This window comes from Streptomyces sp. NPDC057682 (assembly GCF_042799575.1).
Lineage (GTDB): Bacteria > Actinomycetota > Actinomycetes > Streptomycetales > Streptomycetaceae > Streptomyces.
Genome location: NZ_JBHVIN010000001.1, coordinates 187,752 through 201,235 on the forward strand (window position 1 = coordinate 187,752; position 13,484 = coordinate 201,235).

The 13,484-nt window shown below is 70.4% G+C and carries 10 protein-coding genes; 3 read left to right on the plus strand and 7 right to left on the minus strand.

Annotated features, from left to right (window positions below):
* Positions 1-51: 51 nt before the first annotated feature.
* Entirely contained in the window at positions 52-1,656 is a 1,605-nt protein-coding gene (gene metG, locus ACFVDM_RS00885) for a methionine--tRNA ligase (RefSeq protein ID WP_383631071.1), read from the plus strand.
* Between the two features lie 65 nt (positions 1,657-1,721).
* Here metG and ACFVDM_RS00890 read toward each other — a convergent pair whose 3' ends face one another.
* The 4 genes from ACFVDM_RS00890 to aspS all read right to left on the minus strand — a co-directional run bounded on the left by ACFVDM_RS00890 (position 1,722) and on the right by aspS (position 6,387).
* Complete coding sequence (locus ACFVDM_RS00890; RefSeq protein WP_383631074.1) at positions 1,722-2,303, minus strand: Uma2 family endonuclease; 582 nt, start codon at positions 2,301-2,303, stop codon at positions 1,722-1,724.
* A 67-nt stretch (positions 2,304-2,370) separates the two neighbouring features.
* Positions 2,371-3,165: a L,D-transpeptidase family protein gene (locus ACFVDM_RS00895; protein WP_383631077.1), complete on the minus strand. Its 795-nt coding sequence runs from the start codon at positions 3,163-3,165 to the stop codon at positions 2,371-2,373.
* A gap of 310 nt (positions 3,166-3,475) precedes the next feature.
* Positions 3,476-4,414, minus strand: a complete 939-nt coding sequence (locus tag ACFVDM_RS00900) for an intradiol ring-cleavage dioxygenase (RefSeq protein ID WP_383631080.1) — start codon at positions 4,412-4,414, stop codon at positions 3,476-3,478.
* A gap of 188 nt (positions 4,415-4,602) precedes the next feature.
* Positions 4,603-6,387, minus strand: coding sequence for an aspartate--tRNA ligase (gene aspS, locus ACFVDM_RS00905; protein ID WP_383631083.1), 1,785 nt, complete (start codon positions 6,385-6,387; stop codon positions 4,603-4,605).
* 162 nt (positions 6,388-6,549) lie between these two features.
* On the opposite strand from aspS, the gene ACFVDM_RS00910 reads away from it, so the two are divergent.
* Positions 6,550-8,640 (plus strand): SpoIIE family protein phosphatase, encoded by a 2,091-nt coding sequence (locus tag ACFVDM_RS00910; protein ID WP_383631086.1) that lies wholly within the window; start codon positions 6,550-6,552, stop codon positions 8,638-8,640.
* Between the two features lie 12 nt (positions 8,641-8,652).
* Here ACFVDM_RS00910 and ACFVDM_RS00915 read toward each other — a convergent pair whose 3' ends face one another.
* The 3 genes from ACFVDM_RS00915 to ACFVDM_RS00925 all read right to left on the minus strand — a co-directional run bounded on the left by ACFVDM_RS00915 (position 8,653) and on the right by ACFVDM_RS00925 (position 11,392).
* The gene (locus ACFVDM_RS00915) at positions 8,653-9,747 is read right to left on the minus strand and encodes an AI-2E family transporter (protein ID WP_383631089.1); all 1,095 of its coding nucleotides are present in this window, start codon (positions 9,745-9,747) and stop codon (positions 8,653-8,655) included.
* 98 nt (positions 9,748-9,845) lie between these two features.
* A complete protein-coding gene (locus tag ACFVDM_RS00920) occupies positions 9,846-10,802 on the minus strand; it encodes a pirin family protein (protein ID WP_383631092.1) in 957 nt (318 codons plus the stop codon).
* 152 nt (positions 10,803-10,954) lie between these two features.
* On the minus strand, positions 10,955-11,392 hold the full coding sequence (locus ACFVDM_RS00925) for an SseB family protein (RefSeq protein WP_383631095.1): 438 nt from the start codon (positions 11,390-11,392) through the stop codon (positions 10,955-10,957).
* A 148-nt stretch (positions 11,393-11,540) separates the two neighbouring features.
* Between ACFVDM_RS00925 and ACFVDM_RS00930 the strand changes: the two genes are divergently transcribed.
* On the plus strand, positions 11,541-13,367 hold the full coding sequence (locus ACFVDM_RS00930; RefSeq protein WP_383631098.1) for an acyl-CoA dehydrogenase: 1,827 nt from the start codon (positions 11,541-11,543) through the stop codon (positions 13,365-13,367).
* Positions 13,368-13,484: the final 117 nt, after the last annotated feature.

The following is a 13,484-nucleotide window of genomic DNA, read 5'->3' on the forward strand; positions in this document are numbered from 1 at the left end:
CGGGGTTTATCCGTGCGAGCGGTTCTCCCCCGGACCGTTAGGATTTCGACCATGGCGGCCACTGGATCCGAGAAGCAGGCGGCGACGGCGTTCTACGTCTCGACCCCCATCTACTACGTAAACGACGCTCCTCACCTGGGCCACGCCTATACGACCGTCGCAGGCGACGTGCTCACCCGCTGGCACCGCCAGCGCGGCGAGAAGGTGTGGTACCTCACCGGCACGGACGAGCACGGTCAGAAGATCATGCGCACGGCCGAGACGAACGGCGTCACGCCGCAGGAGTGGTGCGACAAGCTCGTCGAGGAGTCCTGGAAGCCCCTCTGGGAGCACCTGAACATCGCGAACGACGACTTCATCCGGACGACGGAGAAGCGGCACACGGACCGTGTGCAGGAGTTCGTGCAGGACCTGTACGACAAGGGCGAGATCTACAAGGGCGGCTACGAGGGCCCGTACTGCGTGGGCTGCGAGGAGTACAAGCTCCCCGGCGATCTGATCGAGGACGAGGACGGCGTCAAGCTGTGCCCGATCCACAAGAAGCCGGTGGAGATCCTCAAGGAGGAGAACTACTTCTTCAAGCTCAGTGAGTACGGCCCGAAGCTCATGGAGTTCTACGCGGCCAACCCGGACTTCATCCAGCCGGAGTCCGCGCGCAACGAGATCGTGAACTTCGTCAAGCAGGGCCTCCAGGACCTGTCGATCTCCCGCTCGACGTTCGACTGGGGCGTCCCGGTCCCGTGGGACGACAAGCACGTCATCTACGTGTGGGTCGACGCGCTGCTGAACTACGCGACGGCCGTCGGCTACGGCGCCAACCAGGAGAAGTTCGACGGTACGTTCCCGGCGAACGTGCACCTGATCGGCAAGGACATCCTGCGCTTCCACTCGGTCATCTGGCCGGCCATGCTGATGGCGCAGGGCCTGCCGCTGCCCGGCAAGGTCGTCGCCAACGGCTGGCTGATGGTCGGCGGCGAGAAGATGTCGAAGTCCAACCTGACCGGCATCAAGCCGCAGGACCTGACCTCGCACTTCGGCGTGGACGCCTACCGCTGGTACTTCCTGCGGGCCATCGCGTACGGCAGCGACGGCTCGTTCTCCTGGGAGGACTTCAGCGCCCGCTACACCTCCGAGCTGGCCAACGACTACGGCAACCTCGCCTCGCGCGTCGCGGCCATGGTCGGCAAGTACTTCGGCGGCGCGCTCCCCGAGGCCACGGCCGCGGGCGAGGCCGAGCAGGCGGTCCGCGACGGACTGGCGAAGGCCGTCGCCACGGCCGACCGCAAGATCGGCGAGGAGCTGGACTTCCAGGGCGGCATCCTGGCGGTCTTCGACTTCGTGAAGCAGGTCAACGGCTACATCACGGAACAGGAGCCGTGGAAGGTCGCCAAGGACGACTCGCCGGAGGGCCGCGCCCGCCTGGCGACGATCCTGTACACGGCCGCCGAGTCCCTGCGCGGTGTCGCGGTCCTGCTCAACGCCGTCATGCCGGAGACCTCCCAGAAGCTGTGGGAGTCCCTCGGCGCCGAGGAGTCCCTGGGCGCCCTGTCCGACCAGCACGTCCAGGACGCCGGCACCTGGGGCCTGCTCCCCGCCGGCGCCACGGTCACGAAGGGCGCGGTGCTGTTCCCGCGCCTGGAGGAGAAGCCCGCGTAACGGGATCATCCGCACGAGAGGGGCAGGACCGCACGACGGTCCCGCCCCTCTTCGCGTCTCCCGGATCAGCGCGTCCAGTCCTTGAGCGGTTCGGTGTCCAGCTCGATGCCCACCGGGTCGGGGAGCAGGACGCTCTTGCCGAACGGCACGGTCACCACCGTCTCGTACCGCACCCCGTCGGGCTGCGAGTGCACCTTGACCTCGCAGGTCTCGCGGTCGATGAGCAGATAGACGGGAATGCCGGTCTCGGCGTACGCCCGCGGCTTCTCGACCCGGTCCCGGCGGTCCGTGTCCTCGTCGTAGGAGGTCACCTCGACGACCATCAGAACGCCGTCCGGGCTGGCCCATTCGCCCTGGCCGACGAAGGTGCCACTGCGGGCGAGCGCCCCGTCGGGCCGGGCGTTCCCCCTGTGGTGCCTCTCGATCCGCAGCCCCTGCCCGGCGTAGAGCCAGAGGCTGGAATCCGCCTGCACGCACTGCTGGGTGAGCCAGACGATGATCCGTCCATGGCTCCCGTCCGGAACAGCCTTGACCCCGAGTCTCCCGTTCACGAATTCCAGACGCAGCGATTCCTCCGCACGTACCGCATGGCGGGCGAGGTCCTCGAAGATCTCCTGGGACAGCAACCTCTCGTCGGCCACGCTCATGTCCGCCTCCTGGAAGTGGTCGGGCGGTGACCAGATTACGGGCCGAAGGGCCCTGCGAGCGGGGCTTTCAGGCGCTCAGCGACGCCGCGTCCCCCATCACGATGACGGGCTCCTTCGCCGGGTCGAGGACGGTGAGGAGCTGTTTCATGCGGTCCTCGGTGACCGAGACGCAGCCCTGGGTGGGGCCGCCGTGGTCGACGTGGATCCAGATGCCGCCGCCGCGTTCGTCGCCGAGGGGGCGGGTGTGGTCGAGGGGCGAGGTGCCCGGGAGGCGGTTGTAGTCGATGGCGATGACGTAGTCGAAGGAGCCCTCCAGCGGTTCGCCGTGGAAGCCGTCGCCGGAGGCCGTGAAGTCGGGGCTGAGGTCGTACGGGAAGGTGGTCGCCGGGGGTTCGAGGCGGCCGCCGGCGGCGGTGAGGGAGAAGACGCCGACGGGGGAGCGCAGATCGCCCTCGTAGTGCTCGGGGGTCCAGCCGTTCAGGGCGTTGTGGGCGGGCCAAGGGGCCAGGGCGGCCTGCCAGCCGAGGGCCGGGTCGTCCCGGGTGTAGAGGACGGCCGTGGAGCGGTTGGAGTCCGGGGACTCGCCGGTGACGACGAAGGCCTGGCGCGCTCCGTCCGGGATCCGCGCCCTGGTCAGGGGCCCGAGCCCGGGGATCTCGCGCGGCGGGGCCGGGCGCGGCGGACGGGCGGAGGCGGCGGCACCGGGCGGGCCCGGTACGCCCGCGGCCCCGTCGGCCCGGGTGGCGGCCCCGCCGTCCGGCCCGCGGAAGGCGCCCGACCCGTACCCGGCCAGCAGCAGCAGGACGGTGGCGCAGACGACGTACGGGAGACGCAGCTGAACGCGTGGACGGGACACGGGCACGGAGAGCTCCTCAGCGGTGGGGCGGGCGGCCGCCGGGCCGTCGCGGGCACGGGCCGCGGGTCCGGGCCGGGGTCGTCCCAGGCAGTCTTTGCCGCCGCCGGAGACCGCCAATCCGTGGCCGGGGCCATCCGGGTCTCGTCGTTCGGGTGATTCGTCGTATGTGTATGCCCGCGCACGGGCGGCGGACGGCGGACCGTGCGCGAAGGGCCCGGCACCGGGGTGGACGGTCCGGTGGCCGGGCCCTTCGCCTCCGCGGGGGGACGGAGGCCTGAGGAGGCTGGTGGGGAGGTCTGCGGTCAGTCCCGGCGGCTCACATCCCCGTGCCGTCGTGGGTCTCGTCCGGATCGACGCCCATGGTGATCGAGCCGACGACGCCCCGGTCCATGTGCTTCCTGCGGTACGAGAGCTTCATCAGCCCGCCGGTGACCCCGCTCCGGTCGTAGATGGTGTCCTCGGTCAGGGTGGTGCGGGTGGTGGTGCTGGTCGAGTACGGCGCGACCTCCGCCGAGTCGAGCACCGCCTGCTCCGCGAAGAAGAACTGGCCGGTGTGGCAGGTGTGCCCGCCCTCGTAGCCCGCGTCGGTCATCGTCCCGCCGACGTGGACCTTGGTGTGGATGTGTACGGCCCGGCCCTGGTACCAGCCCGGGAAGATCGTCCGGAACTCCACATGGCCGTGCTTGTCGGTGAGCTGGGTGCCGCGCAGGTAGCGCTTGTCGTCGGTCGGCTCGCTGTGCCCGCCGCCTCCGGGGCCGCCGGACGGAGGGGTGCCGGTGGGCGCGTCCGTGGGCATCCCGGTCGGGGCGTCCGTGGGGGCACCGCTCGGCGGGGTGCCGCCACCGCCGGGGCCACCGGGGCCGCCGCCCTGGCTCATGCTCTCGTACCCCGAGTACAGGCCCAGCGCGTCGCAGTGCCAGATGTCCACGGCGGCCTTCGCGACCGGCTTGCAGGTGTCGGAGTCGATCACCTTGAGCCGGAGGGTCATCGGGATGCCCTCCTTGCCCTCCGTGATGTCCTTCCGGATCTTGTCGGCGTCGATGTAGTACGGGCCCTCGGTGGTCTCCGAGGTGAGCCGGTAGCAGGCCTCGCCCTGGCCGGCCGGGTTCTTCCCCCGGCCGCCGCTCTCCCCGGCCGAGGCGTTCGCGACCGCCCCGGCGCCGATCCCGGCCGCCGCGACGGCCGCTCCACCGGCCAGGATCATCCGTCGGCGGGTCAAGTCCTGCTTGTGCGCGGGTTCTTGTCTGTCCGTCATGCGGGGGAGGCTAGGCCGCCGAGCTGGCAGGGACATGGGCGCGGGCTGTGCGTTCCTGTGGGAGGGACAGCAGTGACCGGCCCGCTTCCGGACGGGACGCGGAACGGCCCCCGCCGGGAGCGTGCGCTCCGTCGCGGGGGCCGTTTCACGTGAAACACGGCAGATGCACCCGAAGGGCGCATCGTTCTTTACTTGTCGGCGGCGTCCTTCGTGCCGGCGGCAGGCTTGCGGAGCTGGATGTTCAGCTCGCGCAGACGGGCCTCCTCCAGCACCGTGGGCGCGCCCATCATCAGGTCCTGCGCGTTGCCGTTCAGCGGGAAGGCGATCGTCTCGCGGATGTTGGGCTCGTCGGCCAGCAGCATCACGATGCGGTCGACGCCCGGGGCGATGCCACCGTGCGGCGGGGCGCCGAGGCGGAAGGCCTTGAGCATGCCGGCGAACTCGCGCTCGACGGTGTCGCGGTCGTAGCCGGCGATCTCGAAGGCCTTGATCATCAGCTCGGGCTCGTGGTTCCGGATGGCGCCGGAGGACAGCTCGATGCCGTTGCAGACGATGTCGTACTGCCAGGCGAGGATGTCCAGCGGGTCCTTCTCCTCCAGGTCCTTCAGACCGCCCTGGGGCATCGAGAAGGGGTTGTGCGAGAAGTCGATCTTCCCGGTGTCCTCGTCCTTCTCGTACATCGGGAAGTCGACGATCCAGCAGAAGCGGAAGACGCCCTCCTCGAAGTGGCCGGCGCGCTTGGCGGCCTCGACGCGGACGGCCGACATGATCTTGGAGACCTCGTCGAACTCGCCGGCCCCGAAGAACACCGCGTGGCCGGGGACGAGGGAGAGCCGCTCGGTGAGCGTCTTGATGTCCGCCTCGGTGAGGAACTTGGCGATCGGACCGGCCAGCGTGCCGTCCTCGCCCACGCGCACCCAGGCCAGGCCCTTGGCGCCGTGCTCGACCGCGTACTCACCGAGACCGTCGAAGAACTTCCGCGACTGACCGGCGGTGTCCGGCACCGGCAGGGCGCGGACGTGCTTGCCGGCGAAGGCCTTGAACTCCGAGTCCGCGAAGACGTCGGAGATGTCGACCAGCTCCAGCTTGGCGCGCAGGTCCGGCTTGTCGTTGCCGTACTTCAGCATCGACTCGCGGAACGGGATGCGCGGGAACGGCGAGGTGACGTGGCGGCCGTTGCCGAACTCCTCGAACAGCTCGGTCATGAGCTTCTCGATCGGCCGGAAGACGTCCTCCTGCTCGACGAAGGACATCTCGACGTCGAGCTGGTAGAACTCGCCCGGCGAACGGTCGGCGCGGGCGTCCTCGTCGCGGAAGCAGGGCGCGATCTGGAAGTACCGGTCGAAGCCGGAGATCATCAGCAGCTGCTTGAACTGCTGCGGCGCCTGCGGGAGCGCGTAGAACTTGCCCGGGTTCAGCCGGGACGGGACGACGAAGTCACGGGCGCCCTCGGGGGAGGTCGCGGTGAGGATCGGCGTCGCCATCTCGTTGAAGCCGAGGGCGACCATCTTGGAGCGGATGGAGGCGATGACGGCCGAGCGCAGCATGATGTTGCGGTGCATGCGCTCGCGGCGCAGGTCGAGGAAGCGGTACTCCAGGCGGCGCTCCTCGTTGACCCCGTCCTCGGCGTTGATCGTGAAGGGCAGCGGGGCGGCCTCGCCCAGCACCTCGACCTCGGAGACCTCGATCTCGATCTCGCCGGTGGGCAGCTCCGGGTTGACGTTGTCGGCGCCACGGGCGGAGACCGTGCCGTCGACGCGGACGACGGTCTCCTTGGTCAGCTTCGACAGCGCCTCGTTGGCGGGGGTGCCGGGACGGGCGACGAGCTGCACCAGACCGTAGTGGTCGCGCAGATCGATGAAGAGGATGCCGCCCAGGTCTCGGCGATTGTGCAGCCAGCCGCTCAGCCGGACGTCGGTGCCGACGTCAGAGGCGCGGAGCTCGCCGCAGGTGTGGGACCTGTACCGATGCATCGTCGTTCATCCAGTCTTCGCGGTTGGGGTGGATTCAGCCTCCCCAGGCTACCGCCCGCGACCGGACCGTTTCATTGTCATTGCCCGCGCCAAGATCGTCCGGGCCCCCGCCCTCCGGCCCTTCGGTGGCGTCCGGGGTGCACATCTTCATAAAGTGGGGCAATGCGCACCGAGGACGTCCTGGCCGCGACCGCGACCGGTCTCTGGCGCTGGGACAACCGGGCGGGCATCGTCACGCTCGACGCGGAGGCCGCCCGGCTGCTGGAGCTGCCCGCCGAGTACAGCACCTTCCGCGATTCCGAGGTGCGCTCGCGCTTTCACCCCGTCGACTGGAACGAGATCAACGGGGTGGTGAACCTCGCGGTCGCCGAGGGCACCCTCGCCGAGGCCCGGCTGCGGATCGTGGACGGACACGGCCGGGTGCTGCGCACCGTGCGCAGCCGCTCCAAGCCGCTGCTGCCGGACGCGGCCGACGAGGAGGGATTCGTCCTGGTCGGCACCCTCCAGGAGGTGGCGGACCCGGAGCCGGGCGCGGCCGGGGTGCGCACCCCGATCACCGGCGACTGGCGGCGTTCGCGCGAGGCGTTCCTGCTGGACGCGGGGCGGGCGCTGGCCGAGGCCCGGTCCACGGCGGAGGTGCTGCGGGTCGCCTCGGCGCTCTCCATGCCCGGTTTCTCACCGGACGGGCTGGCGGTCTTCGGGGTCGAGGGCGAGCGGCTGACGATCATCGGCCACCACGGGCACAACATGGGCGACGAGGGCCCCTTCACGAACATGCCGCTGGAGACCGACTACCCGGCCGCCGAGGTCGTGCGGACGGGGCGGGCGATCTATCTGGCCTCGCCGGAGGACTACCGCGGCCGCTATCCGGCGACCTGGCCGCTGGCGCAGCGGTTCGGACGGCGGTCCTGGGCCTTTCTGCCGTTGATCGTGGCCGGGCGCACCATGGGCACCTGGATGGCCGGGTTCCGCCATCCGGTGGCGTTCTCGCCGGACGAGCGCTCGGTGCTGACGACCGTGGCCCGGATGCTCGCCCAGGCCCTGGCCAGGGCGGAGGCCGCGGAGTCCGAGCGGGAGCTGTCGCTGGGGCTCCAGCGCTCGATGATGCCCTCGCTCGGGCCGGACATCCCCGGGATGACGGTGGCGGCGCGCTACGTCCCGACCGGCGGCGGGCTCCAGGTCGGCGGCGACTGGTACGACCTTATCCCCCTGCCGAACGGCCGGATCGCCCTGGTCATCGGCGATGTCCAGGGGCACGACGTCCGCGCGGCGGGGCTGATGGGCCAGCTGCGGATCGCCCTGCGCGCGTACGCCTCCGAGGGCCACCGCCCCGACGCGGTGCTCGCCCGTGCCTCGCGCTTCCTGTCCGGCCTCACGGACGCGTCCGAGGACCCCGTGCGGGGCGCCCGCTTCGCGACCTGTCTGTACGCGGAGGCGGACCCGGAGACGGGCGTCCTGGACATCGCGCGGGCCGGGCACCCCGATCCGGTGGTCGTGACCGCCGACGGCACGGCCGTCATCCGGCAGACCGAGGGCGGGCTGCCGCTGGGCGTCGAGGCGGACGAGGACTATCCGACGACCCGGGTCACCCTGGAACCCGGCGAAACGATCATGTTGTGCACGGACGGGCTGATCGAGACCGGCGGGCACGACCTGGCCACCGGCTGGGTGCGGCTGCGGCCGATCCTGGAGCGGCGGACCGAGGACCTGGAGAAGCTCGCCGACGCGCTGGTGCAGGCGGTCCACGGTCCCGATTCGCACTACACGACGGGCCCGCTCGCCGACCGGCGCGAGGACGACGTGGCGGTCCTGCTCCTGCGGCGCGAGCCCACCACCGCGCTTCCGGCCGCCCCCCGGCGCACCGCGCTGAGCATCGCCCAGGCCGAACCGGAGCGCATCGCCGCGGCCCGGCAGCTGCTGCGCGAGATGCTGCACGACTGGGCGGACGCGGAGCAGATCGACTCGGCGGTGCTCATGGTGTCCGAGATGGTGACGAACGTGCTGGTCCACACGGACGGCGACGCCCTGATGGTGGCGCAGGCGGTCGGCGAGCACGGGGAGCGGCGGCTGCGGGTCGAGGTCTCTGACGGCAGCGACGAGCTGCCGCACAAGCGGCGGCCGGGCGAGATGGCCTCCAGCGGCCGGGGGCTGGTCCTGATGGAGATGCTGGCCGACGCGTGGGGGGTGGACCCCCGCGGCGCGGGGAAGTCGATCTGGTTCGAGCTGTACGAGGACGAGCTGCCGCCCGGGTGACACTCCCGGGGGCTACGGGGTGCGGGGCTCGGGTTCGCCGGGCGCGACGGGCGGCTCCTCGGGGGGCGCGGGCGGGCCCGCGCGCAGTTCGCCGATGATCCCGAAGGCGGCGGCGCAGACGGGGACGGCCAGGAGCATCCCCAGCAGCCCGGCGACGCTCGCGCCGGCGGTCAGCGCGATCATGATCATCGCGGGGTGCATCTGCACGGTCCGGCTCTGGATCATCGGCTGCAGGACGTGGCCCTCCAGCACCTGCACGGCCAGCACCACCCCGAGCGCCCAGAGGGCGATCGCGAAGCCGCGGTCGGCCAGTGCCACCAGGACGGCGACGGCACCGGAGAGGAAGGCGCCCAGATACGGGATGTAGGCGCCGACGAAGACGAGCGCGCCGAGCCCGACCGCCCCGGGCACCCGCAGGATCAGCAGCCCGATCGTGATGCAGACGGCGTCGATGAGCGCGATGAACGTCGTCCCGCGCATGAAGCCCTCGACCGCCTCGAAGGCGCGCCGTCCCATCGCCTCGACCAGGTCTCCGGTGCCCCGGGGGGCGACGGTGTGGGCGAGGTTCGCGGCCCGGTCGGAGTCGCGGAGGAAGAAGAAGGTCAGCAGGAGGGAGAGGACGGCGGTGGCGAGGAAGGAGCCGACCAGGCTGATTCCGGAGAGCAGCCCGCCCGCCGCGCTGGCGCCGAACTTCTCGACGAGCTTCTTGGCGTTGTCGGCGAGCGCGTCCACGTTCGCGCCGTCCTCGAGGCCGAAGTGGTCGATGACCCACTGTCCGGCGTCCTTGAGCGAGGCGACGATCTGGTCGCCGGTCTCGATGAGCGCCGCGACGACGATGTAGACCGCGCCGCCGCCGACCGCGAGCAGCAGCACGCAGGTGATGCCGGCGGCCACCGAGCGGTTCACCCCCCGCGCGGTGAGCCGGCGGTTGACGGGGCCCAGGAGCGCGGTGCCGAGGAGGGCGAGAAGGACCGGGGTGACCGCGGTCTTCAGGACGATGCACAGGAAGACGGCGACACCGGCCACACCGGCGACCAGGAGGACGACACCGCACCAGGCGGCCGTCCGCCGGGCGGCCTCGGGCAGGAGGGGCTTCTGGGTCTGCACCCTCCCACCCGATCACGCCGTGCGGGTGGTGTCCCGCCCGCGCCGCCGTACGGGTGACGGGCCGTCATACGGCGGCCCGTCACCCGTACGAGCGGGACTCACATGCCGTGGACGGCGGGCACGGTGCCGAGGCGGCCGGCCTGGAAGTCCTCGAAGGCCTGCTTCAGTTCGGCCTGGCTGTTCATCACGAACGGCCCGTAGTGCGCCATCGGCTCGCGGATCGGGCGGCCGCCGAGCAGCACGACCTCCAGGTCCGGGGTGTGGCCGTCCTGCTTCTCGTCCGCGCGGACGGTCAGCGAGGAGCCGGCGCCGAAGACCGCGGTCTGGCCCATGTGGACCGGCCGGCGCTCCTCGCCGACGGTGCCCCGTCCGGCGAGCACGTACGCGAGGCCGTTGAACTCCTCGCGCCACGGCAGCGTCACCTCGGCGCCGGGGCGCACGGTGGCGTGGATCATCGTGATGGGGGTGTGGGTGATCCCCGGGCCCTCGTGGCCGTCGATCTCGCCCGCGATCACCCGGAGCAGCGCGCCGCCGTCGGGGGAGGCGAGGAGCTGGACCTGGCCGCCGCGGATGTCCTGGTACCGGGGGTCCATCATCTTGTCGGCCTTGGGCAGGTTCACCCAGAGCTGGAGGCCGTGGAAGAGGCCGCCGGACTGGACGAGGGACTCCGGCGGCGCCTCGATGTGGAGCAGGCCGGAACCGGCCGTCATCCACTGGGTGTCGCCGTTCTGGATGGTGCCGCCGCCACCGTTGGAGTCCTGGTGGACGAAGGTTCCGTCGATCAGGTACGTCACGGTCTCGAAGCCGCGGTGCGGGTGCCAGGGGGTCCCCTTCGGCTCGCCGGCCGCGTACTCCACCTCGCCCATCTGGTCCATCATGATGAACGGGTCGAGGTACTTGTAGTTGATCCCCGCGAAGGCGCGGCGGACCGGGAAGCCCTCGCCCTCGAAGCCGCTCGGCGCCGTGGTGACGGCGAGCACGGGGCGTGCGGTCGCGTCGGCCGACGCGGCGACCTTGGGCAGGGTCAGCGGGTTCTCGACAGTCACTGCGGGCATGGGAGCCACCTCCGGGGATCGTTCGGGATCCAATTTAGTTGAATGGTGAACATCCTGCAAGGCGGGGTTCATTCCCGGACCGCCCCCGGACACGCGGAAGGGGTCCGTGCCGGGCGGCACGGACCCCTTCCGGAGGCGCGGGAGGGCGGTGGTCAGCCGTACATCCGACGCATCGCGAAGTCGACCATCTGCTCCACGGCCTTGGCGTCGAAGACCATGCGGTGCTCACCCTCCATGTCCAGGACGAAGCCGTAGCCGGTGGGCAGCAGGTCGATCACCTCGGCCCCGGTGATCACGAAGTACTTGGACTCCTTGCCCGCGTACAGCCGCAGCTCCTTGAGCGTGGTGAACATCGGGATCACCGGCTGCTGCGTGTTGTGCAGCGCCAGGAACCCCGGATTGTCACCCCGCGGGCAGTAGACCTTCGAGGTCGCGAAGATCTGCTGGAAGTCCTCGGCGGCCAGCGAACCGGTGGTGAAGGCCCGGACCGCGTCCCCCAGCGAAGGCGGCGAGGGCTCGGGGTACAGCGGCTGCTCGCCGTAGCCGCCCATCGGCTGCTGTGCGCCCTGGTTCTGGTCGTAGCCGTACATGGGACAAAGAGTAATCGGACACATCTGGCCCAAGAGGGGTTGCGTCTTATTACTGACGGGTAGCATCATCATAGAGGTCAGCTGATACGTCCGGGCCACCCCTGTACGGGGCGCTGCGCGCCACTGCTATTGATTACGGAGCCTTCCCATGGGGCACTACAAGTCGAATCTCCGCGACATCGAGTTCAACCTCTTCGAGGTCCTCGGGCGCGACAAGCTGTACGGCACCGGACCGTTCGCGGAGATGGACGTCGAGACGGCGAAGAGCATCCTCGAAGAGGTCACCCGCCTCGCGGAGAACGAGCTGGCGGAGTCCTACGCCGACGCCGACCGCAACCCCCCGGTCTTCGACCCGGAGACCCACACCGCGCCGGTCCCGGACACCTTCAAGAAGTCGTACCAGGCCTTCATGGACTCCGAGTACTGGCGCCTGGGCCTGCCCGAGGAGATCGGCGGCACGACGTCGCCCCGCTCCCTGATCTGGGGCTACGCGGAGCTGCTGCTCGGCGCCAACCCGGCCGTGTGGATGTACTCGTCGGGCCCGGCCTTCGCCGGCATCCTCTTCGAGGAGGGCAACGAGGCGCAGAAGAAGATCGCCGAGATCGCCGTCGAGAAGCAGTGGGGCTCGACGATGGTGCTGACCGAGCCGGACGCCGGCTCCGACGTCGGCGCCGGCCGCACCAAGGCCGTCGAGCAGGAGGACGGCTCCTGGCACATCGAGGGCGTGAAGCGCTTCATCACCTCGGGCGAGCACGACATGTCCGAGAACATCATCCACTACGTGCTGGCCCGCCCCGAGGGCGCCGGACCGGGCACCAAGGGCCTCTCCCTCTTCATGGTCCCGAAGTTCCACTTCGACTGGACCACCGGCGAGCTGGGCGAGCGCAACGGCGTCTACGCGACCAACGTCGAGCACAAGATGGGCCTCAAGGCCTCCAACACCTGCGAGATGACGTTCGGCGACCAGCACCCCGCCAAGGGCTGGCTGATCGGCGACAAGCACGACGGCATCCGCCAGATGTTCCGCATCATCGAGTTCGCCCGGATGATGGTCGGCACGAAGGCCATCGCCACCCTCTCCACCGGCTACCTCAACGCGCTGGAGTACGCCAAGGAGCGCGTCCAGGGCAGCGACCTGTCGCAGTTCATGGACAAGACGGCCCCCAAGGTCACCATCACCCACCACCCCGACGTGCGCCGCTCGCTCATGACGCAGAAGGCGTACGCCGAGGGCATGCGCTCCCTCGTCCTCTACACCGCCTCCGTCCAGGACGCGATCCAGGAGAAGGAGGCCGCGGGCGAGGACGCCAAGGCGCTGCACGGCCTCAACGACCTGCTGCTCCCCATCGTGAAGGGCTACGGCTCGGAGAAGTCGTACGAGCAGCTGGCCCAGTCGCTTCAGACCTTCGGCGGCTCCGGGTACCTCCAGGAGTACCCGATCGAGCAGTACATCCGTGACGCCAAGATCGACACGCTGTACGAGGGCACCACGGCCATCCAGGGCCAGGACTTCTTCTTCCGGAAGATCGTCCGCGACCAGGGCGCCTCGCTCAACACGCTCTCCGAGGAGATCAAGAAGTTCCTCTCGGGCCACCAGGGCCACGCCGAGCTGGGCGGTGCGCTGGACCAGCTCGCGAAGGCGGCCGTGGACCTGGAGGCGATCGTCGGCACGATGATCACCGACCTCACCGCCACCGGCGAGGACGTCAAGAACATCTACAAGGTCGGCCTCAACTCGACCCGTCTGCTGCTGGCCTCCGGCGATGTCGTCGTCGGCTACCTGCTGCTCAAGGGCGCGGCCGTGGCCGCCGAGAAGCTGCCGTCCGCCACCGCGAAGGACGTCCCCTTCTACCAGGGCAAGATCGCCGCCGCGAAGTTCTTCGCCGCGAACGTCCTGCCGGGCGTGAGCACCGAGCGCGCCCTCGCGGAGTCCGTCGACAACTCCCTGATGGAGCTGGACGAGGCCGCGTTCTAGCCTTCCCGCCCCCACGCACCGTCACCCGGACCGGCGTCCGGGTGACGGTGCCGTGCGTGGTGCCGCACGACGACCGGACGGTGACCGGCTCGTGACCCCGGTCGCCGGATACCGGAC

Bases quoted from the DNA above. Each gene is read 5' to 3' on its own strand.
- ACFVDM_RS00910 (WP_383631086.1), top strand. From the start codon at position 6,550: ATGCGCACCGAGGACGTCCTGGCCGCGACCGCGACCGGTCTCTGGCGC.
- ACFVDM_RS00925 (WP_383631095.1), bottom strand. From the start codon at position 11,392: ATGTACGGCTACGACCAGAACCAGGGCGCACAGCAGCCGATGGGCGGC.
- metG (WP_383631071.1), top strand. From the start codon at position 52: ATGGCGGCCACTGGATCCGAGAAGCAGGCGGCGACGGCGTTCTACGTC.
- aspS (WP_383631083.1), bottom strand. From the start codon at position 6,387: ATGCATCGGTACAGGTCCCACACCTGCGGCGAGCTCCGCGCCTCTGAC.
- ACFVDM_RS00930 (WP_383631098.1), top strand. From the start codon at position 11,541: ATGGGGCACTACAAGTCGAATCTCCGCGACATCGAGTTCAACCTCTTC.
- ACFVDM_RS00900 (WP_383631080.1), bottom strand. From the start codon at position 4,414: ATGACGGACAGACAAGAACCCGCGCACAAGCAGGACTTGACCCGCCGA.
- ACFVDM_RS00890 (WP_383631074.1), bottom strand. From the start codon at position 2,303: ATGAGCGTGGCCGACGAGAGGTTGCTGTCCCAGGAGATCTTCGAGGAC.
- ACFVDM_RS00920 (WP_383631092.1), bottom strand. From the start codon at position 10,802: ATGCCCGCAGTGACTGTCGAGAACCCGCTGACCCTGCCCAAGGTCGCC.